At 75.1% G+C, this 23,721-nt stretch carries 23 protein-coding genes; 10 read left to right on the top strand and 13 right to left on the bottom strand.

The genetic code is table 11. The features are described from left to right. Positions 1-3 precede the first annotated feature (3 nt). The 6 genes from ANAE109_RS04120 to ANAE109_RS04095 are packed head-to-tail and all read right to left on the bottom strand — an operon-like array spanning position 4 to position 6,797. Positions 4-1,995 carry an ATP-binding protein gene (locus tag ANAE109_RS04120; protein ID WP_011985121.1) on the bottom strand — a complete coding sequence of 664 codons (1,992 nt, stop codon included), beginning with the start codon at positions 1,993-1,995 and terminating at the stop codon, positions 4-6. Beyond that, the gene (locus ANAE109_RS04115; RefSeq protein WP_011985120.1) at positions 1,992-4,148 is read right to left on the bottom strand and encodes an ATP-binding protein; all 2,157 of its coding nucleotides are present in this window, start codon (positions 4,146-4,148) and stop codon (positions 1,992-1,994) included. Before ANAE109_RS04115 ends, ANAE109_RS04120 begins: the two co-directional genes overlap by 4 nt. Further along, positions 4,145-5,152, bottom strand: coding sequence for a SpoIIE family protein phosphatase (locus ANAE109_RS04110; protein WP_011985119.1), 1,008 nt, complete (start codon positions 5,150-5,152; stop codon positions 4,145-4,147). Before ANAE109_RS04110 ends, ANAE109_RS04115 begins: the two co-directional genes overlap by 4 nt. Beyond that, a complete protein-coding gene (locus ANAE109_RS04105) occupies positions 5,143-5,547 on the bottom strand; it encodes an anti-sigma regulatory factor (RefSeq protein ID WP_011985118.1) in 405 nt (134 codons plus the stop codon). Before ANAE109_RS04105 ends, ANAE109_RS04110 begins: the two co-directional genes overlap by 10 nt. A gap of 7 nt (positions 5,548-5,554) precedes the next feature. Then, positions 5,555-5,926, bottom strand: coding sequence for an STAS domain-containing protein (locus ANAE109_RS04100; RefSeq protein ID WP_011985117.1), 372 nt, complete (start codon positions 5,924-5,926; stop codon positions 5,555-5,557). A gap of 10 nt (positions 5,927-5,936) precedes the next feature. After that, positions 5,937-6,797: an STAS domain-containing protein gene (locus ANAE109_RS04095; RefSeq protein WP_011985116.1), complete on the bottom strand. Its 861-nt coding sequence runs from the start codon at positions 6,795-6,797 to the stop codon at positions 5,937-5,939. A gap of 182 nt (positions 6,798-6,979) precedes the next feature. Between ANAE109_RS04095 and ANAE109_RS04090 the strand changes: the two genes are divergently transcribed. After that, positions 6,980-8,050 carry a 4Fe-4S binding protein gene (locus ANAE109_RS04090; protein ID WP_011985115.1) on the top strand — a complete coding sequence of 357 codons (1,071 nt, stop codon included), beginning with the start codon at positions 6,980-6,982 and terminating at the stop codon, positions 8,048-8,050. On the opposite strand, the gene ANAE109_RS04085 is transcribed toward ANAE109_RS04090, so the two are convergent. Together ANAE109_RS04085 and ANAE109_RS04080 are read right to left on the bottom strand one after the other, a co-directional pair. Continuing rightward, complete coding sequence (locus tag ANAE109_RS04085; protein ID WP_011985114.1) at positions 8,034-8,738, bottom strand: radical SAM protein; 705 nt, start codon at positions 8,736-8,738, stop codon at positions 8,034-8,036. The genes ANAE109_RS04090 and ANAE109_RS04085 overlap by 17 nt on opposite strands. A 116-nt stretch (positions 8,739-8,854) precedes the next feature. After that, entirely contained in the window at positions 8,855-9,394 is a 540-nt protein-coding gene (locus ANAE109_RS04080) for a hypothetical protein (protein ID WP_041448115.1), read from the bottom strand. A gap of 305 nt (positions 9,395-9,699) precedes the next feature. Between ANAE109_RS04080 and ANAE109_RS04075 the strand changes: the two genes are divergently transcribed. Beyond that, positions 9,700-10,170 carry an aminoacyl-tRNA deacylase gene (locus ANAE109_RS04075; protein ID WP_011985112.1) on the top strand — a complete coding sequence of 157 codons (471 nt, stop codon included), beginning with the start codon at positions 9,700-9,702 and terminating at the stop codon, positions 10,168-10,170. 1,205 nt (positions 10,171-11,375) lie between these two features. Here the strand turns inward: ANAE109_RS04075 and ANAE109_RS04070 are convergent. After that, positions 11,376-12,824 (bottom strand): MFS transporter, encoded by a 1,449-nt coding sequence (locus ANAE109_RS04070; RefSeq protein ID WP_011985111.1) that lies wholly within the window; start codon positions 12,822-12,824, stop codon positions 11,376-11,378. A 107-nt stretch (positions 12,825-12,931) separates the two neighbouring features. Next, on the bottom strand, positions 12,932-14,710 hold the full coding sequence (locus ANAE109_RS04065; RefSeq protein ID WP_011985110.1) for an ATP-binding protein: 1,779 nt from the start codon (positions 14,708-14,710) through the stop codon (positions 12,932-12,934). 183 nt (positions 14,711-14,893) lie between these two features. Here ANAE109_RS04065 and ANAE109_RS04060 point away from each other — a divergent pair, with 183 nt between their 5' ends. The 7 genes from ANAE109_RS04060 (at position 14,894) to ANAE109_RS04030 (ending at position 20,435) form a co-directional block, all read left to right on the top strand. Next, positions 14,894-15,349 (top strand): MarR family winged helix-turn-helix transcriptional regulator, encoded by a 456-nt coding sequence (locus ANAE109_RS04060; RefSeq protein WP_234945238.1) that lies wholly within the window; start codon positions 14,894-14,896, stop codon positions 15,347-15,349. Positions 15,350-15,413: 64 nt separating this feature from the next. Then, the gene (gene surE, locus ANAE109_RS04055) at positions 15,414-16,178 is read left to right on the top strand and encodes a 5'/3'-nucleotidase SurE (protein ID WP_011985108.1); all 765 of its coding nucleotides are present in this window, start codon (positions 15,414-15,416) and stop codon (positions 16,176-16,178) included. Beyond that, positions 16,175-17,029 carry a M23 family metallopeptidase gene (locus ANAE109_RS04050; protein WP_011985107.1) on the top strand — a complete coding sequence of 285 codons (855 nt, stop codon included), beginning with the start codon at positions 16,175-16,177 and terminating at the stop codon, positions 17,027-17,029. The genes surE and ANAE109_RS04050 overlap by 4 nt, the downstream gene beginning before the upstream one ends. Before the next feature lie 84 nt (positions 17,030-17,113). Further along, positions 17,114-17,629 carry an adenine phosphoribosyltransferase gene (locus tag ANAE109_RS04045; RefSeq protein WP_083776993.1) on the top strand — a complete coding sequence of 172 codons (516 nt, stop codon included), beginning with the start codon at positions 17,114-17,116 and terminating at the stop codon, positions 17,627-17,629. Between the two features lie 66 nt (positions 17,630-17,695). Continuing rightward, a complete protein-coding gene (locus ANAE109_RS04040) occupies positions 17,696-18,538 on the top strand; it encodes an MBL fold metallo-hydrolase (RefSeq protein ID WP_011985105.1) in 843 nt (280 codons plus the stop codon). Between the two features lie 88 nt (positions 18,539-18,626). Further along, positions 18,627-19,334: an oxidoreductase gene (locus ANAE109_RS04035; protein WP_011985104.1), complete on the top strand. Its 708-nt coding sequence runs from the start codon at positions 18,627-18,629 to the stop codon at positions 19,332-19,334. 9 nt (positions 19,335-19,343) lie between these two features. Beyond that, the gene (locus ANAE109_RS04030; RefSeq protein ID WP_011985103.1) at positions 19,344-20,435 is read left to right on the top strand and encodes an AI-2E family transporter; all 1,092 of its coding nucleotides are present in this window, start codon (positions 19,344-19,346) and stop codon (positions 20,433-20,435) included. Positions 20,436-20,457: 22 nt separating this feature from the next. Here the strand turns inward: ANAE109_RS04030 and ANAE109_RS04025 are convergent, their stop codons facing one another. Together ANAE109_RS04025 and ANAE109_RS04020 are read right to left on the bottom strand one after the other, a co-directional pair. Beyond that, a complete protein-coding gene (locus ANAE109_RS04025) occupies positions 20,458-20,706 on the bottom strand; it encodes an Lrp/AsnC ligand binding domain-containing protein (RefSeq protein WP_011985102.1) in 249 nt (82 codons plus the stop codon). Between the two features lie 53 nt (positions 20,707-20,759). Beyond that, complete coding sequence (locus ANAE109_RS04020) at positions 20,760-21,689, bottom strand: DNA-3-methyladenine glycosylase (protein WP_041448113.1); 930 nt, start codon at positions 21,687-21,689, stop codon at positions 20,760-20,762. Between the two features lie 103 nt (positions 21,690-21,792). Here ANAE109_RS04020 and ANAE109_RS24725 point away from each other — a divergent pair, with 103 nt between their 5' ends. Then, positions 21,793-22,350 carry a cyclic nucleotide-binding/CBS domain-containing protein gene (locus ANAE109_RS24725; RefSeq protein WP_011985100.1) on the top strand — a complete coding sequence of 186 codons (558 nt, stop codon included), beginning with the start codon at positions 21,793-21,795 and terminating at the stop codon, positions 22,348-22,350. 73 nt (positions 22,351-22,423) lie between these two features. Here ANAE109_RS24725 and ANAE109_RS04010 read toward each other — a convergent pair whose 3' ends face one another. After that, complete coding sequence (locus tag ANAE109_RS04010; RefSeq protein ID WP_011985099.1) at positions 22,424-23,608, bottom strand: BamA/TamA family outer membrane protein; 1,185 nt, start codon at positions 23,606-23,608, stop codon at positions 22,424-22,426. Positions 23,609-23,721 lie beyond the last annotated feature (113 nt).

Genomic DNA, 23,721 nt, shown 5'->3' with positions numbered 1-23,721 from the left:
CGGTCAGTCCTCGGCGCGCGGCAAGGTGAAGGAGAACCGCGCGCCCGCGCCGGGCACGCTGTCGACCCACACCTTCCCGCCGTGCCGCTCCACGAGGGTCTTCACGATCGACAGGCCGATCCCGACGCCCTGCGCCCCCGACTCGCGGCCGCGCCAGTAGTGCTCGAACATGTGGCGCTGCTCGTCCAGCGAGATCCCCGGCCCCTCGTCCGCGACGGTGAACAGCACCGCGCGCTCGCGCTGGCGGGCCGTGAGCTCGACGGTGCCCTTGCGCGGGCTCACCTTCACCGCGTTCGAGAGCAGGTTCGCGAGGACGCGGTGCACCCGCTCGCGATCGCACCGGACGAGGAGCGGCTCCACCGCGGCCCGCACGCGCAGCTCGCGCTCCCGCACGACGGGCGCGATGCTCTCCACCGCGTCGTCGACGAGCTCGCGCGCGGAGTGCTCCCCGACGTCGAGCTCGAGCCGCCCGTTCTCGGCGCGCGCGAGGTCGAGCAGGTCCTGGACGAGGTGGTTCATCCGGTCCCCGGCGCGGCGGATGCTCGCGGCGCGCCGCCCGACGAGGTCGGGCAGCTCGGAGCGCCCCGCCGAGCGCTCCAGCTGCGCCGCCGCGAGGATGATCGACGAGAGCGGGTTGCGGAGATCGTGCGAGACCTCGGCGAGCGTCTGCTCGCGGGCGCGGAGCGACCGCGAGAGCTCCTCGTGGAGCAGCTCGTTCTCGAGCGCGACGGCGGCCCGCCCCGCCACCTCCTCGCCGAGCGCGAGCTCGACCGGCGCGATCGTCGCCCCCCGGCGCGCCCTCACCATCGTCAGCGCGCCCAGCACGTGGCCGCCCTGGACGAGGGGGAACACCGCCGCCGCGCCCACCCGGAGGGTGAGCAGGGCCTGCCGGTGCCGTCCGTCGCGCGCGGGCTCGAGCGCCTCGGGATCGTCCACGAGCTCCAGCTGCTGGGGCGTCCCCTCGGCGAGGGCGCGGGCGATGGCGCCCGCCCGGCCGGGGGCCCGCGCCTCCACCACGGCCGCGTCGGCGGCGCGCGCGGGATCGGCCGCCGCCACCGCCATCCGCACGGCGCCCTCGGGCGTGGCGCGGTCGACGATGCACCAGTCGGCGATCTCCCGCGCGCACAGCGTGGCGAGCCGGCGCAGGGCGGCCGCGATCTCGCCGGGCGAGACCATGAGCGCGCTCGTGGCCGAGAGCAAGAACCCCATCCGCCGCTGGGCCGCCTCGGCGCGCGCGAGCGCCTCCTCGCGCTCGCGCTCGGCGCGCTTGCGCTCGGACAGGTCGAGCACGAACGCGACGCCCTCGGACCGCGCCGGGAGCGCCGCGGCGCCGATGAGCACGGACACCCGGCTCCCGTCCTTGCGCTGGTACTCCTTCTCCAGCGGCCCCACCATGCCCTCGCGCCGAGGCCGCCCCTCGAGGCTCGCCTGCTGCGCCTGCCACTCGGAGGGGACGATCTCGGGCCAGGTCACGCGCCCCGCCGCGATGTCCTCGCGCGTGAGCCCCAGGATGCGCAGGAGCTCGTCGTTACCGTCGGTGAGGACGCTCTCCGCGTCGAACTCCGCCACGCCGATCATGTTCGAGTCGACGAACCGGCGGAGGCGCGCCTCGGCGAGGCGGACGCGCAGCAGGGCGTTCAGCGCCGCGACCAGCACGTGGGGCTCGACCGGGTGCGTGAGGTACAGGTCCGCGCCCCCCTCCAGGCCGCGCACGAGGTCCTCGGCGTCCGCGCGCCGCGCGGAGAGGAACACCACCGGCAGCGCCGACGTGGCGGGGTCTGCCTTGAGCTCGCGGCAGACGTCGAAGCCGATCGCGTCCGGGAGCTGCACGTCGAGCAGCACGAGGTCCGGCCGCGCCGAGCGCGCGAGGGCCAGCGCCTGCGCCCCCGTGGCGGCGACGCTGACCCGGAAGCCGGCGTTCGCGAGGACGCGGTTCACGGCGTAGCGCGTCCCCGCGTCGTCCTCGACGAACAGGATGTGCGCCCGGGTGCTCACGACCTCGTCACGCCTCCTGCGAGCCGCGCCAGGGCCTCGCGGATCTCCTGCAGCGCGGACGCCCTCGGCCGGCCCTTGCCGAGGATCGCCGCGGCGCCTCCGGCGCGGGCGCGCTGCTCGGGGCCGAGCTCCTCGCCGGTGTAGACGATCACCGGCACGTCGCGGGTCTGCGGATCCGCGAGGAGCCGCGCCAGCACCTCCCCGCCGTCCATCCCCGGCATCTTCCAGTCGAGGAAGACCGCCGCCGGGCGCCGCTCCGCGACCAGCGCCAGCGCCTCCTCGCCCGACGAGGCGTCCTGGACGGCGTAGCGCGTCTCCTCGAGCAGCGAGCGGAGCAGGTAGCGCGACGCCTCTTCGTCGTCGACGACCACCACCTCCTCGCGCGGGAGCAGCGCCGCGGCCGTCTCGAGGCGCGAGAGGAGCCACGCCCGCTCGAGGGGCTTCTCGGAGAAGTCGTCCGCGCCGAGGCCCTTCGCCTTGCCGCGGTTCTCGACCATCGTCACGACGTAGACCGGGATCCCGCGGGTGAGCGCGGAGCCCTTGAGCTCGGACAGCAGCGGCCACGCCGCCTCGGCTCCCAGCATGACGTCGAGCACCACCGCGATCGGGCGCAGCCGCTGCACCGCGTGGCGCGCCTCGGGCAGCGTCCCCACCGGGAGCACCTGGAACGGCGTCCCCCTCACGTACTTCTCGTACGCGAAGATGGTCTCGGGGTTGTCCTCGACGACGAGCACGGGGTACCGGGTGGGATCGTGGAGGGCGCACACGTCCGCGACCGTACCGATCTCGGGGGGACCCCCGTACAGGAGCGGCACCTCGAGCGAGAAGGTGGAGCCGACGCCGGGCTCGCTCTTCACCGCCAGGCGCCCCCCGAGCAGCTCGGCGAGCCGCTTCGAGAGCGGGAGCCCCAGCCCCGTGCCGCGCACCCGCCGCTGCACCGGCGAGTCGAGCTGCCCGTACTCCTGGAAGATCCGATCCAGGTCCTCCCTGGCGATCCCGATGCCGGTGTCGGACACCGAGAACACGACCCGGTCGCCCTGACGCCGCGCGCTCACGCGGACCTCGCCGCGCTCGGTGAACTTGAGGGCGTTCGAGATGAAGTTGCGGAGGATCTGCGAGATCTTGCCCTCGTCGGTGTAGAGCGTCGGCAGGCCGACGGGGTCCTCGAAGTGGAGCGTCACCTGGGTCGTCGCCAGGAGCGGGCGCAGCATGCCGCGGAGCGCGCCGAACAGCTCGCTCGCCTCGAACGGCGAGGAGCGGACCGTGGTCTTCCCCGCCTCGACCTTGGCGAGATCGAGCAGGTCGCTCACGAGGTCCAGCATCCCCTCCGCGGCGCGCCTCGCGAAGCCCACCTGCTTGCGCTGCTCGTCGTTCAGGGGACCGTCGGTCTCGTCGAGCAGCATCCGACAGAACGAGATGACGGTGTTGAGCGGCGTCCGGAACTCGTGGCTCATGTTCGAGAGGAACCGGCTCTTCAGCTCCGACGCGCGCCGGAGGTAGTCGGCCTTCTCGTCCAGCTCGGCGTAGAGCGCTACGACGCCGCGGTTCGTGTCCTCGAGCTCGCGGTTCACCGCCACGAGCTGCCGCTCGCGCTCCCTCAGCGCGTCGAGCGTCCGCAGCAGCTCCTGGTTCTGGCTCGTGAGCTCCTCGAGGGCGTCGTGCGGCCGCTCCCGCTGAAGCTCCTCCACCACGGCGGCGAGCTCGCGCGGCGTCGCGGGCCCCGACCCCGGGGGCAAGAGCTTCGCCAGGGTCACCGTGGTGCCGGACGGGCCGGTCTGGATGTCGAATCGATCGACGAGGCGGCGGCTGCCGGAGATCCCGAGCCCCATCCCGGTCGGGGAGCGGTACCGCCCGGCCAGGATGGCGTCCAGCTCGGTCACCCCGCCGCCCCGATCCCGGACGCGGACGACGAGCGCGCTCCCCTCCTCCTCGTCGGGCTCGAGCGCGATCTCGACCTTCCCGCCGCCCGCGTACTTCCAGGCGTTGCGCGCGATCTCCGACACGGCGGTGGCGAGGCGCGTCTGCTCGGACGAAGCGATCCCGACGAGCCGCGCCACCTGCCGCGCACGCTGCCGCGCGAGCACGACGTCCTCCTCGCGGCGCACCGCGATGGTCAGGAGCGGAGCGCCCGGGGCGGCGGCCCGCGCGCTCAACGCGCCCTCCGCGCGGCGAGGACGGTCGCGTCGTCGCGGCCCCGGGCATGATCCCGGAACAGCACGCCCGCGAGGAGCGCCGGATGCCGCGCCGCGAGGCCGGGGTACGCGGCGACGTCCCAGTGCGTCGCGATGCCGTCGGAGTGCATGACGAGGACGGCGCCCTCGGGGAGCGAATAGGAGAACTCCTGGATGGAGCGCACCGCGTGCCCGACCGTCCCGGCGAGCGAGACGAGGCGCCGCGAGGCGCCGCCGCCGACGATCGCGCCGACCACGTTGCCGAGCCCGGCGTAGCGCAGCTCTCCCGTCGCGAGGTCCAGCGCCGCGACCGCCAGGGCGGCGCCCCGGGTCGCCCGCAACGCCGCGTGGGCCGCGTCGACGATGTCGCGCGGCGCGAGGTCCGCCGTCCGGCGCACGACCTCGATCGCCACGCGCGCGGCGTCCGCCGCGGCACGGCCGTGCCCGAGGCCGTCCGCGACGGCGAGCACCGCCCGGTCCTCGAGCTCCACGAGCGCCCACCCATCGCCGCACACCTGCTCGCCGGGCTTCGCGACCGACAGCGCCCCTGCCGCCAGCCGGCGCGGCGGGCGCTGCCCCGCCGCCCAGACCTCGGCCACGAGCGCGGTCCCCTTCCCCGGCGCGCTCCACAGATCGAAGGCGGAGCCGACGCGCGACATGGCGCCGAGCCCCTCGCCGGGGGTGCCGGCGGTCGAGTGACCGTCGCGCATCGCGGTCGCGACGTCGCCGATCCCCCGCCCCCGATCGAGGCCGATGATCGCGATCCCGCTCGGCGGGTGGCCGATGGGGTGGATGGCGACGAGGCCGCCGCCGCCGTGGGTCACGATGTTGCGGGCCGCCTCGCTCGCCACGATGGCGGCCCGCTCGGCGGCCACCTCGCCGAGCCCCAGGTCGCTGGCCATCCGGCGCGCCGAGCGGCGGGCCTCGCCGACCTGCGACTCCTCGCCGACGGGGACGACGAGGCTCTCTCCGTGGGTCAGCGCCACTTCGTCACCGTGACGCGCGTCCCGGACCCCGGTGTGGACTCGATCGCGAACTCGTTCACCAGCCGCTTCGCCCCTCCGAGCCCCAAGCCGAGCCCGCCCCCCGTGGTGTAACCGTCCTTCATGGCGAGCTCCACGTTCGCGATCCCCGGGCCGCGATCGGTGAAGACGAGCCGCAGGCCGGACCGCGGCGGCTCCTGGAGGATCTGGAGGAGCAGCTCCCCGCCCCGGCCGTGCTCGAGGGCGTTGCGCGCGAGCTCGCTCGCCGCCGTGACCAGCTTCGTCTGGTCCACGAGGGAGAACCGCAGCTCCAGCGCGTGGCGTCGGACCAGCTGCCGGACGAGCACGACGTCCGCGTCGGACGCGATCGCGACCGTCTCCTCCTTCAAGACGAGCATGCGATCCTCACGCCCGGCGTCTGCGGGCGGCGCTCGCGCGGAGCAGCGTCATCCCCTTCTCCACGTCGAGGGCGGTGCGGATGCCGTGCAGCGTGAGCCCCAGCTCCACGAGCGTGATCGCCACCGAAGGCCGCATCCCCACGACGACCGTCTCGGCGTCCATGAGCTGCGACATGGACGCGATGGAGCCGAGCATGCGCCCGATGAAGGAGTCCACGACGTCCAGCGAGGAGATGTCGATGAGCACGCCGCGCGCGCCGGTGCGGGTGATCTGCGCCGTCAGGTCGTCCTGCAGCGCGAGCGCGAGCTGATCGTGCATGTCGACCTGGATGGTGACGAGCAGGAACTCGCCCATCCTCAGGATCGGGATGCGCTCCATGTCCGAGGCCCTATCGCCGCGCGAGCGCCGTCGACTCGGTGCCCAGCCGCTCGAGCGCCGTCTTGAAGGCGTCGGCGAGGTTCGCCTTGGTGATGACGTTGCCGAGGTCGATGGCGAGGTGGACGATGGTCTGGGCGATGGCGGGGCGGATGCCGCTGATGATGCAGTCCGCGCCCATGAGCCGCGCCGCCGCCACCGTCTTCATGAGGTGCTGCGCGACGAGGGTGTCCACGGTGGGGACGCCGGTGATGTCGATGATCGCGACCTGCGAGCCGGTCTCCACGATCTTCTCGAGCAGCGTCTCCATCACGACCTGGGTCCGGTTCGAGTCGAGCGTCCCGATCATGGGCAGCGCGAGGATGCCGTCCCAGAGCTTCACGACTGGCGTGGAGAGCTCGAGCATCTCCTCCTGCTGCCGCGCGATCACCTGCTCGCGCGTCTTCTGGTACACCTCGGTGGTGAAGAGGCCGAGCCGGTCGAGCAGCTCCGTGGTCGCCCAGGTCTCGTCGGCGAAGGCGGCGGTGTCGCGCCCCAGCTCCTCGCGCAGGCGCTGGAACAGCGGCCGCTTGAAGGAGAACACGAAGGTGGCGGTCTCCGTGGGGGAGAACCCCTGCGTCCCGCGCGTGCGGGAGACGTTCGCCAGGAGCTCGCGCAGCGGGTCGAACTCCGGGCCGTTCACGTCCACGGCGCTTCCGTCCCCCACCGCCTGGCGCAGCAGGCGCAGGAACTCGCCGCACTCCTCGCGCAGCTCCGCCTCCTTGATGGCGCCCGTCCGGGACGACACCTGTCGCTGCTCGCGGATCCAGTCTGCGAGGAGCCCGTCGGCGTGGCGGTCGAGGATACGGGGGAGGTGGGAGGTCTGCGTCGCCATGAACGCTCCGTGAAGTAAGGAATCTTTCGGGACGCGCAATGTTACGCATCGCGTCCCCGCTCGGAAGGGGCTATGCCCGCTCGGCCCCTCTTGGAGGAGCGTCGAAGGAAAAGTTGGGGACGGTCCGTCCGACCGACGCGACCGCTTCGGGTCCCCTGTCCGACAGGAAACCGCGTCCGCGCATGAACACCCCGACCGCCTCCTCGCCGATCGAGCCCTCGCCCTCCCCTGCCCCCCCAGCCGTCCCTGCGACCGCCCGGTGGTCGAACCCGCACCGGCTGCTCCCCCGCGTGCGGTGGGCCGTCCAGCTCGCGTACCTGGCCTTCGTGGCGCTCGTCGGCCTGGAGTTCGCCCGCTTCGTCTCCCAGGCGACGAGCGACGGACCGCTCACCGCGTCGCGTCCGCCTGCGGTCGAGGGCTTCCTCCCCATCGCCGCGCTCGTCGGCCTGAAGCGGTTCCTCCTCACCCGCTACTGGGACGAGGTCCACCCCGCCGGCCTCGCCATCCTGCTCGCGGCGGTCGCCACCTCGCTCCTCGCGCGCAAGGCGTTCTGCTCCTGGGTCTGCCCGGTCGGGACGATCTCCCGCGCGCTGGAGTGGGTGGGGCGACGCACGCTGTGGCGCCGGCGCTGGCCCGCGGTGCCGCGGTGGCTCGACCTCCCGCTCGCCTCGCTCAAGTACCTGCTCCTCGGCTTCTTCGCCTGGAGCGTCGCGCAGATGCCGCTCGACGCGATCGAGGGCTTCCTCCGCTCGCCCTACAACGCGGCGGCCGACGCGAAGATGCTCCTCTTCTTCCGGCACCCCTCCACGACCGCGCTCGCCGTGATGGGCGCGCTCGTGGCGCTTTCGCTCCTCGTGAAGCACTTCTGGTGCCGGTATCTCTGCCCGTACGGCGCCCTCCTCGGCGTGGCGAGCCTCCTCTCGCCGCTCTCCGTCCGGCGCGATCCCGAGGCGTGCAACGACTGCCGCGCCTGCACGCGCGCCTGTCCCGCCGAGATCCCGGTGCACGCGCGCCTGCGCGTGATCTCGTCGGAGTGCACGGGCTGCATGTCGTGCGTCGCCGCCTGCACGACGCCCGACTGCCTCGGCGTCACGCGGAAGGGGGCGCGGTCGCTCTCGCCGTGGCTCGTGCCGGCCGTGGCGCTCTCCACGATGCTCGCCTTCTGGGGGCTCGCCCGGGCGACCGGGTTCTGGGAGACGAGCCTGAGCGCGGAGGCGTTCCGCCTCGCCTACCGGATCATGGGCATCGAGTGAGCGCCGACGGCGCGCGCGTCGGGCGCGCGACGAAGAGCGCCCGCGCCTGCGCGGCGTAGCTCGCGCGCGGCCCGAGCAGCACCCCCGCGGGGCGCGGCGGGGAGAGCAGCCCCTCGTGCTCGAGCGCGCGCACCGTCGAGAGCGCCTCGCGCAGGTCGTCGGTGCCGTTCACCTCGAACCGGACGAGCACCTCCAGCTCGTCGCGCGCCTCGCGCATGCTGCGCACCATCCGGGCGAAGCGCTGGCGGTCGAGCGAGCCCTCCGGCGCGACCCGGCCGCGGACGGGAACCGTCACCTGCAGCGTCGTCACCCCCGCCCGCGAGAGGCGGCGGGCGACGTAGCCGTCGAGGAGCGTCGCGTTGGTCATCACCGTGGCCTCGTAACCGCACCCCTCCCGCGCGCACGCGTCGCGCACGAGCGCCGAGCAGCTGACCACGGCGTCGGCGTCGAGGAGCGGCTCGCCGCCGAAGAGGACGAGCGACGTCGCGGCCGCGCCGGACTCCCCCACGAGCCCGGCGAGCCGCGCGGCGACCGCGAGCGCGGAGGAGCGGTTCGGGCGGCCCCGCCGGTGGACCCGCGCGCACCCGCCGCAGGCGAGGTTGCAGGGGAAGCCGAGGTCCAGCAGCGCCCTGAGGCGCGGCCCGCCGAGCCCCTCCGTCGCGTCGAGATCGTGGGCGAGGATCGCCATCGCGGCGCAAGGTGGTCACGGATCGCCGCCCCGGCCTTGACGAACGTCACCGAGAGCGAAGTCCTTCGGGGGCCCCAGGGTCGCGGAACGAATCTCGATCCGTGGGCCCCTCACCGTCAGGGCGGGAGCCGCCCCGACAGCACGGCGATGCGCACGTCGCGATCCAGGCCCGGCAGCCACGTGGCCGCGCTCTCGACGGCGGTGCGGAGCACGTCGGCCCACGCCGACGCCGGGCGCGCCGAGGGGGCCGCCGGGAGCCGCGTGACGCGCAGCCCAGGGAGGTGCCTGCGGAGGAGCTCGAGCTCGCGCGCGCCGAGCGCGCGCCGGGGCGGACTGGTCCGAGCGTCCCACGCCGCCGGGGCGAGCGGCTCCGTGAAGGCGAACGGCGCCTCCGGCCGCACCCAGGCGCGGAGCCGGTAGAGCAGCGCCTCGGGGTCCGGGGCTCCGGAGAGGAGCCCCTCCGCGACGACGGCGTCGAACGACCAGGTCGGCAGGTCGATCGCGCGCCAGGTGTCGGGATGCGAGAGCCCGTCCCGGCCCAGGGTGACGGGCGTCACCCGCGCGCCGTCACGCTCGAGCGTGGCCGCGAGCGCGCCGGAGTCGTCCGAGGCGACGAGGACCTCGGCTCCGCGCAGGTCGCCGAGGGAGGCCCGCACGAGATCGTGGGCCGCGCGGGCGAGCTGAGGAGTCTGACGGCGCTCCAGTAGGGGAGCCGCGGCGGAGTTTGGCATGAGAGGGAGCGGCCGCCGTGCCGTCGGCGCCCTTGTTTGCGCTCGCGACGACCGCCACGCGAACCATTCGTCCCCGCGAGGCAGGAAGCAAGGGCCCCGGGAGAGGGCGTCCGGGACGAGGGCTCGCCCGGCAGGGCCCGCCCCACCGCGCCGAACCTCCCCGTCGATCGGGGCCGGCGCGCGATTACAGATCTGCCGTTCCACGCCCGCGCCATGCAGAGGAGGTCGCCGTGATCCCGGAACCCATCGACCGCTACCTCAAGCAGCACCACCTCGCCTACGAGCACACCGTGCACGTGCGCGCCGTCCCGGCCCAGCGGCTCGCCGCCGCTGAGCACGTCTCCGGCGAGCGGATCGCGAAGCCGGTCGTGGTGGACCTCGACGGCCGCCTCGCGCTCGCGGTCGTCTCCGCGACGCAGCGTGTGGACCTCGAGGCCCTGCGACGCGTCACCGGGGCCGAGCGGGCCGCGCTCGCGCCGGAGCCCTCGTTCCAGGGCCGCTTCCCCCCGTGCGAGGTCGGCGCGGAGCCGCCGCTCGGGCTGTTCGGCCTGCCCATCTTCGTGGACGATGCGCTCGCCCACGAGCCGTGGATCGTCGTCCGCGGCGGCACGCACGAGGACGCCCTTCGGCTCGACACCGCGGCCTGGCTGCGCAGCGAGCACGTCGTCCCGGTGGAGCGGCTCGGGTTGCATCCTTTTTGACGGGGGGCTGCGCCCCCCGCCCCAGCGGCAGAGCCGCTGGGGCCCCACCCCCTGCTCTGTGTCTCCGGCTGGACACCGGGTGAACTCGAAGCGCCGGCGACTCGGGTGAGGGTGCCAGGAGCGCGGCCTGGACCGTGGCCGCTACGATGGCGGCCGGCCGGAACGCGGTGATGACGTCGCGGGTGGGCACCGCCTCGGCCGGCCGGAGAGACACGGCGACCGCCTCCGCCTCGCGGCGCGAGAGGCCGAAGAAGGGGCAGCACCTCCGCGCGGTTCTCGGGGGTGAGCACCTTCGCGAGCTCGTTCACGGTGGATAAACAGAGCTCGCCCGCGCGCAGCGCCGCCTCCACTTCGGGGAACGCCTGGATGAGCTCGGCCGCGGTCTCGCGGTTCTGGGCGGCGCCCTTCGAGAGCCTGAGCTCGCGGTGGAGGTAGTAGAAGAGCGAGGTATGGCCGAGCTCGCGCCACAGCTTCTTCCGATCGAAGTCGGCGAGGGCGAGGAGGAAGTCGGCCATCGCGCCCTGCTCCTCGCGGAGCAGGCGCACGAGGTGGTTCGTGAGCTCACGTGCGGTGGACATGCACGCAGTGTCTCACGCAATTTTCGGTCGTCCCCAGGCGCACGAGAACGGCGCGAGGCGCGACCGATGACCAGGGGTGCCGCGCCCCCTCCCGCGCAGCTCCGGCGCCCCCGGGTGGCCCGCGAACGCTGCGAGGCACGCGTTCTCGGGCTGCTCGCGCCGCGGAAAGCGAGCTGCGAGACAACCGTGTCAACGGTTACCGTCGGGCAAATGGGTTGCTCTGGCCATGGCCGGAAGCGCCCTGGCTCACGTGCAGTGAAATGGCCTGGCTCCTCGGAGTTCCGCTCCTCCAAGCACGCCCGTGCCGCGTCTCGCCCTCGGGTTTCTTGTTAGCCGATCGCGCGGCGACGGTTCCGGTCCTCGGTAGCGCTTCGGCCGGTCCCCCTCGTCTCGAGCCAGCCTCGGGACCGCCCGCCTGGCGGATACGGCCGTTTCCGGGCAGAGCCGTCGCCGACTTGTGATGGATGATGAGGGCTTTCCCCTCCCGCAGTGAACCCTGGTGCGGGGACTCGCTTTCCGGCTGCGGCTGCACCCGCGCTCACGTACTTGCCCGGCGGGTCCCGGGACGTCCGCTCACCCCGGGCGTAGCGGCCGCGCAGCGGGCGCGAAGTCGAGGGGCGCGACTGTTCACCGCCGCAGGATGCGCACGTACGCGAGCGCGCCGCGCGCCGCGCCGGTCGCCGCGCGCTGCACCTCTGCGAGCGAGACGGTGCCGCGCGGATCCGTCCGCAGCGCGAGGAAGGCGCTCGCGAGCCGACCTCCGGCGGAGACCACGAACAGCAGCTCGAGCCCGTGGCCGCCGGCGCGTCCCAGGGCGGCGAGCTGCGCGGGCAGCGCCGCGACCGCGGCGCCCCCGACGGCGGCCGCGGCGGCGTAGGCCACCCCGCCCGCCATGGAGAACACGGCGAGCTGGAAGGGCCGGTCGCGGCGGGCGCCGATCTCGAGGGGGAGCGCGAACGTCGCGAGCGCGTGCCCGCCCCACGCGATCCCGCCGAGGGCAGCGTCGATGGCGATGGGCCAGAGCACGCCGGGCGACGTCGCGAGCCACAGCAGCGGGAGCCCCGCGGCTGCGAACGAGCAGGCCGCCAGCACCGGGCGAGCCCCCGCGCGGTCCAGCACGCGTCCCCACATCGGCGCCGACAGGACCCGCGCGGCCGCCGAGATGGCGGCGTGCGCCGCGACGAGGGTGAACCCGGCCCGCAGGTTGTGGAGGAGGTGGAAGGTGAAGTACCCGCCGGCGAGCCCCACGGAGGCGTTCCACGCCACCTGATACGCCAGCACGGCGCGCGCGTCGCGATCGCGCAGCGGCCGCACCGCGTCCGCGAGCGACGGCGGCGCCGGCGCGGGCGCGGGCGGCTCGTGCTGGCGCAGCATGAGCAGGGTCGTGACGGCGCCGAAGCCGCTCGCGGCGAGCGCGAGGCCGCCGAGGGCCAGGGACGCGGCGGCACGCGACGAGGCTGCGTCGAGCAGCCGCGCCACCCCGAGCCCCGCGGCCGTGCCGCAGGCGGCGCAGATCGCGGTCCTGCGCCCGAAGTAGCGGCCGCGGAGCCGCGAGGGGACGAGCTCGCCCATCCACGCGCTCCACGCGTTGTTGCCGACCACCGCGAGCACCGCGGACAGCGCCGCGACGCCGAGCAGGATCGCCCGCGCCGCGGCCGCGGAGACGGGCAGCAGCGGGAGCACGGCGAGCGGTAGGAGCGCCTGACGCGACAGCGTCACCGCCGCCACCGCCACGCGGCGGCGGCCGAACGTCGCCGTCGTCCAGGCCGCCGGGAGCTGCACCGCCTGGGCGAGCTGCGGCAGGGCCGCGATGAACCCGACCTCGAGCGGCGTCGCGCCGAGGTGGAGCGCCCATCCGGTGAGCACCGTGGGGCCGGCCGTCGCGGCGACCAGCTCCGCGAACACGCCCTCGGTGGACGAGGCGCGCAGCGAGGCCCGGACCCGACTCGCCGGGCCCGCGGCGCGGCCCCCTCCCAGCGGAGGCGGCGCGCCGCGCAGGAGGCCGAGCGCCGGCGCGGCGGCGGCGAGGAAGAGCCCGCGGAGCAGGGCGGCGGGCAGCCCGACGATCGGATGCATGAAGCAGCGGCGCTCCCTAGCGCGCGCGCCGCGCACTGTGCCACGCGCGGGGCCGGGCGGTCCAGGTGGCCGGGGAAGGAGGCGGGAGGGGAGCTCTGGACGCCCTCTCAGGCGCTGGGCGAGAGCGGGAGGTCGACCGTGAAGGTGGCGCCCTCGCCCAGCGTGCTCTCCACGCCGATGCGGCCGCCGTGCGCGGCGACGATCTGCCGGACGATCCAGAGGCCGAGGCCGAGGCCGGAGTAGTGGCGCCCCGACACCGCGCGCTCGAACCGCCCGAAGATGCGCGCCTGGTCGGCGGGAGCGATGCCGATCCCGCGATCCGCCACGCTGAGCCGCGCCACGCCGTCGGCGGAGGAGAGCGCCACGCGGACCGGGCGACCGCGGCCGTACTTGAGCGCGTTCGAGACCAGGTTCGACAGCACCTGCTCGAGGCGCGACGCGTCGTAGGAGCCGCGGAGCGGGCCAGGCGCCTCGCAGGTCAGCGCGCAGCGCGCGTCGCTCGCCTCCTCCGCGTACCGGGCGACGACGTCGCGGACCAGCGCCGCGAGGTCGCCGTCCTCGCGCGCGAGGGCGAAGCGGCCCGCCGTGATGCGCGACACGTCGAGGAGGGTGTCCGCGAGCCGCACCAGCCGATCCGCCTGGCGCTCGATCATCCGCAGGCGCGCCTCCGGCGGCTTCGAGCCGCCCTCGCGCAGCAGCAGCTGGACCCCGAGCCGGAGCGTCCCGAGCGGCCCGCGCAGCTCGTGCGACGCGACCTGGAGGAACTCCTCGCGCGCGCGGGCCGCGACCCGCGCGTCGCGCAGCAGGCGCACGTGGGCCACCGCCAGCGCCGTGCGGCGCGCGACGTCCGCGACCAGCACGCGATCCCCGGCCCCGTAGCGCCGCGCCGGATCCGCGCTGGCGACCGCGAGGACCCCGATCACCCCGCCGGCGGCGACGAGGGGCGCGAGGACCGCGGCGCGCGGCGCCGGCCCCCCCGCGGCATCGCCAGGGGCCGAGAACTCCTCGACGGTCTCCGCCCGCGCGGCGTCCCCCGCCGCGAGGAGCCGCTCGAGCGCCAATCCACGGACGAGCGCCTCCACCGGCGCGCCGACCGCGTCCGGTCCGAGCCGCGCCGCCACCTCGAGCCCCTCGTCGCCCAGCGCGAGGACCCCCGCCCAGTCTCCGAGGGCGGGGACGGCGAGCCTCACCAGGCCCGCGAGCATCTCGTCCTCCTCCAGCGTCGCCGCCAGGTGGGCCGAGACCTCGTCGAGGAACGCGAGCCGGCGCTGCGCCGCCACCGCCTCGGCGCGCGCGAGCCGCTCCGCCACGAACAGGCGAGCGCGGTCGAGCGCCTGCGCGCAGTGGAACGCGAGCGAGAACGCGAGGGCGCGGTCCGGCTCCGGGAACGCGCGGGGCGCGTCGTAGCCGACGAGGAGCACGCCGAGCGGGAGCCCCTGCGACGGCAGCGGCAGGGCGACGAGCGCGGCGCCCGCGAGCCCGTCCAGGCCCGGGTAGCGCGCCGCGATGGCGGCCCGGTCCGGGAGGAACACCGGCGCGCCGTGGTGGAAGGCGTCGCGCACCGGACCGGGACCGGGGAGCCGCGCGGCCGCGCTCGCGAACGCGTCCGCCGCGCCCGGCGAAGGGAGCACGTCCATTCCACCCCCCGCCCCTGGAACGAGGAGGAGACCGCGCGCGCCGCCGAGGGCCCAGACCCCGCGGCCGAGCGTGACCTCCGCCACCTCGTCCGGCGTCCGCGCGCTCGAGAGGGCCGCGGTGACCGCCTGGAGGCGCGCGAGCCGCGCCGCAGACGCCTCGGCTTCCCTGCGCGCGGCGCGCTCCGCCTCCCAGCAGGGATCGGTGCCGCCCGCGTGCGAAGCCGCGGTGCTCTCGTCTCGCGAGTCCACGGTGTCCCCCCGGACACGGACTGCGGGTTGGAGTCGCCATTAACCCAGAACGGACGGTCCGGTACAAGGGTGTGGAGATGTGTCGCACGAGCGCGGGACGGGACCTCGCCCGTGGCAATCGCGCCGGGATCGGGGTGAAATGGCGCGATGGCCGCACGAGCACAGAGAGGCGCCGCGCCGCGGATGAGCGAGAAGGTCAACGGAAAGACGCTGGGGCCGGTGCTGGAGTTCATGCGGACGCTCTGGGCGCTGGATCACGCCCTGCAGTCCGCGTCCAAGCGGATGGAGTCGCGGCTCGAGATCACGGCGCCGCAGCGGCTGGTGGTCCGCATCGTCGGCCGCTACCCCGGCGTCTCGGCCGGAGAGGTCTCCGAGATCCTGCACCTCCATCCCAGCACGCTCACCGGCATCCTCCGGCGCCTCGGCGACCGCGGGCTCGTGGAGCGCCGTCCGGATCCGCGCGACGCCCGCCGCGCGCTGCTCTTCCTGTCGAGCAAGGGCCGCGCCGTGGACGAGCTGCGCAGCGGCACGGTCGAGGCGGCGGTGCGCCGCGCCCTCACGCGCGTACGGCCCGCGGCCGTGCAGCACGCGCGCGAGGTCGCCGAGGCGGTCGCCTCCGAGCTCGCGCGGCTCGATTGATCTTCCGCGCACGCGCCCGTGGCTCGCCTGGCGGCGCGCCCGCCCGGTTGGTAGATTCACGCGCGTGCGAGTCCTCCTCTCGAACGACGACGGCGTCCACGCGCCGGGGCTGAAGGCGCTCGCGGACGCCTTCGAGGGCGACGAGGTGTGGGTGGTCGCCCCGGATCGCGAGCAGTCCGCCTCGTCCCACGCGATCTCGCTGCACCGGCCGCTCCGGCTCTTCGAGATGGCGCCGCGCTGGTACGCCGTGGACGGCACGCCGACGGACGCCGTGTACATGGGCCTGAACCACGTCCTCCGCGGCGCGCGTCCGGACGTGGTCGTGTCGGGCATCAACCATGGGCCGAACCTCGGCAACGACGTGCTCTACTCCGGCACGGTCGCCGCCGCGATGGAAGGAGCGCTCCTCGGGGTGCACGCACTGGCCGTCTCCCTCGCGTGCTCGCCGCCGCACGTCTTCGACGAGGCGGCCCGGTTCGCGGTGGCGCTGGCCCGCCGCGTGGTCGCGACCCAGCCGCCCGCCCCGCTCCTCCTCAACGTCAACGTGCCGCGCGGTCCGGTGCGCGGGTACCGCTTCACGCGTCTCGGCCGGCGCACGTACGGCAACGAGGTGGTCGAGAAGACCGACCCGCGCGGCCGCAAGTACTACTGGATCGGGGGGGAGGGCGGTCCGACGAACGAGGACATCCCGGGGTCCGACTGCAACTGCGTCCTCGGCGAGGGGCTCGTCGCCGTGACGCCCCTCCACCTCGACTCCTCGCACGACGCAGTGCTGCAGGGGCTGCGGAGCTGGACGGTGCCCGGTTACGAGAAGGAGCCGGCGTTGTGAGGGGCGTCACGCGCGGCGCCGCCGCGCTCGTCCTCGCGCTCGCCGCCTGCGCTCCCCCGCCCTCGCTCGCGCCGCGCGGTTCCTCCCCGGAGGCCCCGGCTGCGGCGGCACCGCCGCGCGGCGCGCTGCCGGTCCCGCTCGAGGCCCCCCCGCATCACGAGGAGCCGGGCCTCGCCGGCGTCGTGCACGTCGTCCGGCGCGGCGAGACCATCTACCGCATCGCCAAGAGCTACGGCGTGGACCCCGCGGACCTCCTCGAGTCGAACGGGATCTCCGACCCCCGGGCGGTCGCCGCTGGCACGGAGCTGTTCGTGCCCGGCGCGAGCCGCGTCGTGGAGCTCTCCCCGGCGGACGGCGCCGCCGCCGCGCCCGCCCCGGCCGCCGCGCCGCTCCCGCCCGCCCCCTCCACCCCGACCGCCCCCGGCGCAGCGCCAGAGCCGCCCCGCCCCGCTCGCGCCCCGGCCGCCGCGCGCGAGGACGGCGGCACGCCGCTGGCGTGGCCGCTGAAGGGGGTGCTCTACGGCCGCTACGGCGTGCGGGCCGGACAGCGGCACGACGGGATCGACATCGCCGCCCCGGAGGGCGCGCCGGTGCGCGCCGCCGCCGAAGGGACCGTCATCTTCGCGGGCGACCAGCCCGGCTACGGGGCGCTCGTCATCCTGAAGCACGCGAACGATCTCGTGACGCTGTACGCCCACAACTCGCGCGTGCTGGTGAAGGACGGCCAACGGGTCTCGCGCGGCGACCCGATCGCGCGCGTCGGCCAGACCGGGCGGACGACCGGACCCCACCTGCACTTCGAGGTGCGCCAGGGGACCCGGCCGCGCAACCCACTCCTCTTCCTCCCCTAGGGCCGGGCGCGGGCGCGCGACGCCCTGGCCCGGCAGGCCGCCGTCGAGGCGGGGAGCGGACGAGCCGTGGTAATGTCCGCCGCCATGGAAGCCGTCCGCGCCCGCATCCGAGACGTCCCCGACTTCCCGCAGAAGGGGATCGTCTTCAAGGACATCACCCCGGTCCTCGCCGATCCCACCACCTTCCGCGAGGTCATCGACGCCTTCGTCGCGCGCTGGAAGGACGAGCGGATCTCGAAGGTCGTGGGCATCGAGTCGCGCGGCTTCCTCTTCGCGGCGCCGCTCGCGTACGCGCTCGGCGCGGGGCTCACCATCGCGCGCAAGCCGGGCAAGCTCCCCTGGGAGACCATCCGGGAGGTCTACTCCCTGGAGTACGGCGAGAACTCCCTCGAGCTGCACATCGACGCGGTGAAGGCGGGCGAGCGCGTCCTGGTCGTGGACGACGTGCTCGCGACGGGCGGCACCGCCGACGCGGTCGGCCGGCTCGTCACGCGTCAGGGCGCGACGCTCGTCGCCTACTCGTTCCTCGTCGAGCTCGGGTTCCTCGGCGGTGCGAAGCGGCTCGGCCGCGAGCACGTCCACGCGCTCCTCTCGTACTGACCGCTCCCCGCGGCCGCCGCGCGGCGCGGGCGTGCCCCCGCCCGCGGCGGGCGTTAGAACCGTGCCGTGAGCTCGCCGGCACGGACCCTCAAGTTCCTCGGGACCGCTGGCGCGCGGTTCGTCGTCTCGACCCAGCTCCGCCACTCCGGCGGGCTCGTGTGGACGCTCGGCGGCGCGACGCTGTGGGTCGACCCCGGACCGGGCGCGCTGGTGCGCGCGCTCGCCTCGCGCCCGCGCGTCGATCCCGCGAAGGTGGACGCGCTCCTCGTGACGCACCGGCACCTCGATCACGCGGGGGACGCCACCGCGGTCGTCGAGGCGATGAGCCGCGGGGGCTTCGCGCCGCGGGGGACGCTCCTCGCGCCCAGCGACGCGCTCGACGAGGAGCCGGTGGTGTTCCGGTACGCGCAAGGCTTCGTGGCGCGCCGGCTGGTCCTCTCCGAGGGGAGCCGGCACGAGCTCGCGCCGGGAGTGGTCGTCGAGACGCCGCTCGCCCACGACCACGGCATCGAGACCTACGGGTATCGGCTCCACGCGCCCGGCTTCACGGCGGGTCACGTCGTGGACACGTTCTGGATGGACGCCCTGCCGCGCGCCTACGCGGGCGTCGACCTCCTCGTCGTGAACACCACCCGCGAGCGCGGGCGGGACCGCCGCTACCTGCACCTCGGCGCGGACGACGCCGAGACGCTCGTCGCCGAGATCCGGCCGCGGCTCGCCGTCCTCACGCACCTGGGGATGCAGCTCGCGCGCGGCCGGGCGGAGGAGCTCGCGCTCGAGATCTCGCAGCGGACGGGGGTCCCGACGGTGGCGGCCCGCGACGGGTGGCTGCTCGACCTGGACGCGCTGGAGGGCGCGGCGGAGCGGCGGAGGATCCCCGCTCGCGTCCGGAGCGATGACGCTGGGTGACCCTCGCGGACCAACGCCCCTCCCGAGCCGCCGCGCCGGGCCGCCGCGGACACGCCTCCGGCGGCCGCCCGGTGATAGGTTTCGCGCGATGACGGGGCCCACAGCACACGCCCTCGTGCCGGTGCTCGCGGCCTGGGACGAGACCACGACCTTCCGGGGGCTGCGGATCGCGCTGCCGCCGTCGCTCGCGGCCGCGCACGTGCTCCCCGGGCAGGTGGTGAAGATCCGGACGGATGCCGGCGAGGGCTTCTTCGCGCTCGCCAGCGCGCCCGATCCCGCCGGGCCAGCCGACCTGCTCGTCAAGCGCGGTGGGCACGTCGCCGACGCGGTGATCGCGCGGGCCGTCCCCGGTGAACGGCTCGAGCTGACGCCGCCCTTCGGCAAGGGGTTCCCCGTCCACGAGGCCGAGGGCAAGGACGTGCTCCTCTTCGCCGCCGGCTCCGCGATCGCGCCCGTGCGCGCCCTCGTGCAGCACCTCGTGCGGGCGCGAGAGCGCTTCGGGCGAGTGACCCTCTTCTACGGCCAGCGGCACGGCGGCGAGTTCGCCTACCTGGGCGAGCACCTCGCCTGGGAACGCCGCGGCGTGCGCGTGATCCTGTGTCCCTCGGGGGCCGACGACGCCTGGCAGGGCCTCCGCGGGCGCGTCCAGGAGGTTGCGCGATCGCTCGCCTTCGGCGGCGGCCCGCCGACCGACGCGGTGGCCTTCGCCTCCGGGATGACGGCGATGGTGGAGGACGTGCGGCGGACGCTCGCGCGGGCGGGGATCCCGCCCGAGCGCGTCCACGCGAACTTCTAGGACCCCTGCATGCCCCCGCCCACACACGCGCGCCGCCTGCTCGTCTCGATGCTCGTCGTCGCGCTCGCGCTCACGGCCGCCCTCGTCTGGCCGTTCTGGGTCGCGTTCTTCCTCGCCGCCGTGCTCTCCGCGACGCTGCGCCGCCCGATGGAGTGGCTGGCGCGCAAGCTGCGCGGCCGCCGGGAGATCGCCGCCGCCGCCCTCACCATCGCCGTGCTGCTCGCGGTGGTGCTGCCGCTCGCCGCGATCGGGACCCTGATCGTGGGGGAGGTGCTGGACGGCGTGCAGTTCCTCCGGAAGCTCTTCGCGAGCGAGGGGATCGGCGGGATCCTCGCGCGGCTCCCCGACCCGCTGGAGCAGGCGGCGCGCAAGGTCGTCGCGGCGATCCCCGAGCCGCAGCAGCAGATCAAGCAGATCGCCCAGCAAGGGCAGCAGGCCGCGGGGGTCGTCGCGACGGTGATCTCCGCGACGGGCAGCGCCGTCTTCCAGGTCGTGATGATGCTCATCGCGCTGTTCTTCATGCTCGTCGACGGCTCGCGCCTCGTCGGCTGGCTGGACCGGCACGTACCGCTCCGGCCCGGGCTGCTGCGCGAGCTCATCGAGGACTTCAGCAAGACGAGCGTCTCGGTGCTCACCGCGACCCTCGCGACGGCCGGCATCCAGACCGCCACCGCCCTGGTCGGCTACCTCATCGCGCGCGCGCCGAACCTCGTCTTCTTCACCCTCGCCACGTTCGTGGTCGCGCTCGTCCCCGCGCTCGGCGGCGCGTTCATGGTGGTCGGCGTCGGGCTCCTGCTGCTGGCGACGGGCCACGTCCTCGCGGGGACGTTCCTCGTCGCGTGGGGTGCCGCCGTCGTCTCGCTCATCGACAACGTCGCCCGGCCTTACCTGCTCAAGGGCGGGATGGAGCTGCACGGCGGGATCGTCTTCTTCGCCCTGATCGGCGGCCTCGCCACGTTCGGCGGGATCGGCCTCGTGCTGGGGCCGCTCATCGTGACCTTCCTGCTCGCCGTCCTGAAGATGTACGAGCGGGAGTACGGCCGCGGCGTGACCCCCGGTGTCGCGCCCCCGCCCCCTCCCCCGGCTCCGCCCGCCCCCTGACGGGCGGCGCGCGGGCCGCGCCTCACGCCATGGGCTTGAACGCCCGGAACGCGAGCATGGTCTGGGTGTGCTTCACGCCGGGCACCTTCTGCAGGCGATCGGGGATGAGGTCCCCGAACGCCTCGTAGGCGGGCGCGTACAGCTTCACGAGCAGGTCGTACTCTCCGGTGACGGAGTGCACCTCCGAGACGCCCTCGATCTCCATGATCGCGTTCGCGACCTCCTCGAGGCTGCCCAGCTCGCACTTCACCAGAACGAACGCTGCCTTCATCTCCGGCCTCCCCGCGGGATCCGCGTGCGTTGTACCACGGCCTCCGCCCGCCATCAGGGCGGCCAGGCCGGCAGACCGTCGTGCCAGTCGGCGGTGACCTCGAGCCACATCGCGAGGCCCGCGAACTCCCCGTACGGCGCGTACCAGCGGCGCAGGGCCCGATCCGTCGGGACGCGGCGGCGCCCGCGCAGCCGCGCGAGGGCCGGGCGGGTCCAGGCGTCGAGCGCGAGGTGATCGTGCCTGCCGAGCAGCCGCAGGAGGTGCTCGGTCGCGTACGGGCCGAACCCGGCGAGGGCGCGAATGCGCCGCGCGAGCGCGTCGGTCGGCTCCGCCGTCCCGCGGAGCCCCTCGAGGTCCAGGGCGCCCGAGGCGACGTCGCGGGCGAGCGCCGCGAGGAAGGGAGCGCGGTACCCGGCGCGGATCTCGTCCCGGTAGAAGCGCTCCGGCATCGACGCCATCGCGGAGGGGGTGGGGAACGCCCGCGTACCGAGCGGCGCGGTCGCGCCGAGCGCGTCGCACAGGCGCGAGACCATCGCGCGCGTGAGCGCCCATGAGCAGTTGGTGGTGCAGAGGGTCTTCACCGCGTCCTCGAACACGGTCGGGGAGCGGAGCAGCCGTCCCGCGCCGCGCGCCAGCGCCCAGCGGAGATCGGGCAGGTCCTTCGCCCGGCCCTCCGCGCGGCGCGCCTCGAGCGCGGCGGCCCGGGCGTGGAACCCGGAGAGATCCTCGTCGAGCGACAGGCAGGTCCGCATCGCCGCCCGCGCGGCGCGCGCCTCGGCCGGGCCGAGCCGCCCCTCGGCCAGCGCGCGGAACGCGAGCCCGCCCTGCCCCGCCGCGACCTCCGCGTAGACCGTCCTCCCTCCCGCGAGGAGGAGCGGGCGGCCGAGCACGCGGCGCGCCGGGTCGTATCGCCACGGCGGCAGGTCGTACCAGCCATGGCTGCGGACCGTGAGGTCGAGGTCGAAGGGCTCGGGTACTCGCACGTCGTCCCCGCGAGGGCGTTGCGGGGGCTCCTCGCGGAAAAGGAGCATCGGGGGGTCCGGAGGGCAACTTCTTTTCGAAGCGCCGCCGGCCAAGGAGGACGCCGTGATCCAGGAGCGCGAGGCAGCGGGCGAGCTCGAGCCGCTGGAGGGAGACGAGGGCGAGCCGGACGTCGGCCGCGACCGCCACGTGGGCCGGGAGCTGCTGCGGACGCCGCTCGCCGAGGTGAAGCGCGGCGAGCCGGTCACGGTCGCGCCCGACGCGACGGTGGCGGAGGGCATCGCGCTCATGCGGGAGCGACGCGTCTCCGCCCTGCTCGTCGTCGCGAACGACGACGGGAGACGGCTCGCCGGGATCTTCACGGAGCGCGACCTGCTGGAGCGGGCGCTGCCGGTCCCCGGGTACGCCGGCGCGCCGATCGCCCAGTTCATGACGCGGGACCCGGAGACGCTCCACCCGAGCGACCCCGTCGCCTACGCGGTGAACAAGATGAGCGTCGGGCGCTTCCGCCACGTGCCCCTCGTGGACGGCGAAGGTCGGCCCGCGGGCATGTTCTCGATCCGCGACCTCGCGGACTTCGTCGTGGAGCTCTGCGCGGAGGAGGTGCTGAACCTGCCGCCCGAGCCGGAGCTGGCGATGCATCCGCGGCCCGAGGGGGAGTGAGCCCCGAGGGGCGACCGCCGGCGCGTCGCCGCGCCGGCGGCGAAGGAGGTGGTCGCGCACCGCGAACCGTCGTTCAGAACGCCTCGAGGACGAGCACGTACACCTCGGGGCCCGCGGGACCGACGGCGACGTCGAGCCGGATGTTGGCGCCCTCGTCGGTCAGACGCCACCGCAGCCCGGCGCCGCCGGCGACCTTGATGGTGCCGAGCCCGAGGTCGCTCGGGGAGCTCGCGACGTCGCCGAGCGCACCGAACACGGTGGCCGAGAGCCGCCCGCGCACGGGGAGACGCAGCTCCGTCTGGCCCGCCCACGCGAGCCGATCGCGGTAGCGCCCCTCGCGGATGCCGCGCAGGAAGCGCGTGGAGCCGAGCCGCGGCAGCATCGTGAACGGCACGTCGCCGTGCGACCACTCGGCGATGCCGGCGAAGCCGAGGACGCGGCCCGCGCCGAGCGGCACGAACTTGCGCCCCTCCACGAGCCCGCGCCCGGCCCCGCCGTGGTCGCCGAGCGCGGAGGGGTAGAGCGAGTACCAGGCCTGCGCGAAGGCGCCGCGCGACGGCCAGAATGCACCATCGCGCGTGTCGAAGGTGATGCTGGCGCCGAGCCCTGCCCCGCGGAACCCGCCGGCGCCCGCGACGGCGCCCGCGGCGAGCGCGCCGCCTGGCTCGATGTCCTGGATCTCCTCGGCGCGGAAGTCGACGCGCGGGCCGGCGCGCAGCGACGGGCCGGCGATCGGCCACTCGGCGACGAGGTACCCCTCGAGCGTGCGGCGGGTGAACGGCTCGCGATCGCCCTCGTGCGACTCCGGGCCGAGGCCGTAGTAGACGTCCGGGAAGTGGAGCGCGCGGATGCGGCCACCGACGAAGGCGCCGCCCTTCGTGGTCACGTCGCCGGCGAGGTCCACCGAGCCCTGCCCCTCGAGCGTGTAGACCAGGGCGGCGAACACCGACGAAGCCCGCGGCGCTCCGCGGAGGTGCAGGTGCAGCCCACCCGTCGCGCCGAACCCGAGCTTCGTCTCCGGCAGCCAGAAGAGCACCGGCAGGCCGAAGCCGCGCACGCCGCGGGGCGGGGCGGCGACCGCCGCCGACGCGGCCTTCGCGGTCGGCTCGGCCGGGGTCTCCGGCGACACCGCGCCGCTCTGCGGATCGGAGGCGTGGAGGCCGTCGCCGCGGGCCTCTCCCGTGGCGCCCGCCGCCGCGGCCGGGGCGCCGGCGAGGAGCAGCGCGGAGAGGAGCAGTGCGGCGGAGCGAGGTCGCATTCGAGGGACGCGGGAGGTTAGCAGAGTCGGCCCACGGGGGCTGAGCGGGCGCCCGCCGGCACGCCGTCGCCGGACACGACGCGGCCCCCGCGCTCGACGCGGGGGCCGCCGGG

Source organism: Anaeromyxobacter sp. Fw109-5 (genome assembly GCF_000017505.1).
Taxonomy (GTDB): Bacteria; Myxococcota; Myxococcia; order Myxococcales; family Anaeromyxobacteraceae; genus Anaeromyxobacter.
Note: the sequence above shows the minus strand (reverse complement) of the source record. Positions and strands in the feature narration are given on the sequence as shown.

Bases quoted from the DNA above. Each gene is read 5' to 3' on its own strand.
- ANAE109_RS04035 (WP_011985104.1), top strand. From the start codon at position 18,627: ATGACGGGGCCCACAGCACACGCCCTCGTGCCGGTGCTCGCGGCCTGG.
- ANAE109_RS04085 (WP_011985114.1), bottom strand. From the start codon at position 8,738: ATGGCGATCCTCGCCCACGATCTCGACGCGACGGAGGGGCTCGGCGGG.
- ANAE109_RS04100 (WP_011985117.1), bottom strand. From the start codon at position 5,926: ATGGAGCGCATCCCGATCCTGAGGATGGGCGAGTTCCTGCTCGTCACC.
- ANAE109_RS04010 (WP_011985099.1), bottom strand. From the start codon at position 23,608: ATGCGACCTCGCTCCGCCGCACTGCTCCTCTCCGCGCTGCTCCTCGCC.
- ANAE109_RS04095 (WP_011985116.1), bottom strand. From the start codon at position 6,797: ATGGCGACGCAGACCTCCCACCTCCCCCGTATCCTCGACCGCCACGCC.
- ANAE109_RS04060 (WP_234945238.1), top strand. From the start codon at position 14,894: ATGAGCGAGAAGGTCAACGGAAAGACGCTGGGGCCGGTGCTGGAGTTC.
- ANAE109_RS04030 (WP_011985103.1), top strand. From the start codon at position 19,344: ATGCCCCCGCCCACACACGCGCGCCGCCTGCTCGTCTCGATGCTCGTC.
- ANAE109_RS04070 (WP_011985111.1), bottom strand. From the start codon at position 12,824: ATGCATCCGATCGTCGGGCTGCCCGCCGCCCTGCTCCGCGGGCTCTTC.
- ANAE109_RS04090 (WP_011985115.1), top strand. From the start codon at position 6,980: ATGAACACCCCGACCGCCTCCTCGCCGATCGAGCCCTCGCCCTCCCCT.
- ANAE109_RS04045 (WP_083776993.1), top strand. From the start codon at position 17,114: ATGGAAGCCGTCCGCGCCCGCATCCGAGACGTCCCCGACTTCCCGCAG.
- ANAE109_RS04105 (WP_011985118.1), bottom strand. From the start codon at position 5,547: ATGCTCGTCTTGAAGGAGGAGACGGTCGCGATCGCGTCCGACGCGGAC.
- ANAE109_RS04025 (WP_011985102.1), bottom strand. From the start codon at position 20,706: ATGAAGGCAGCGTTCGTTCTGGTGAAGTGCGAGCTGGGCAGCCTCGAG.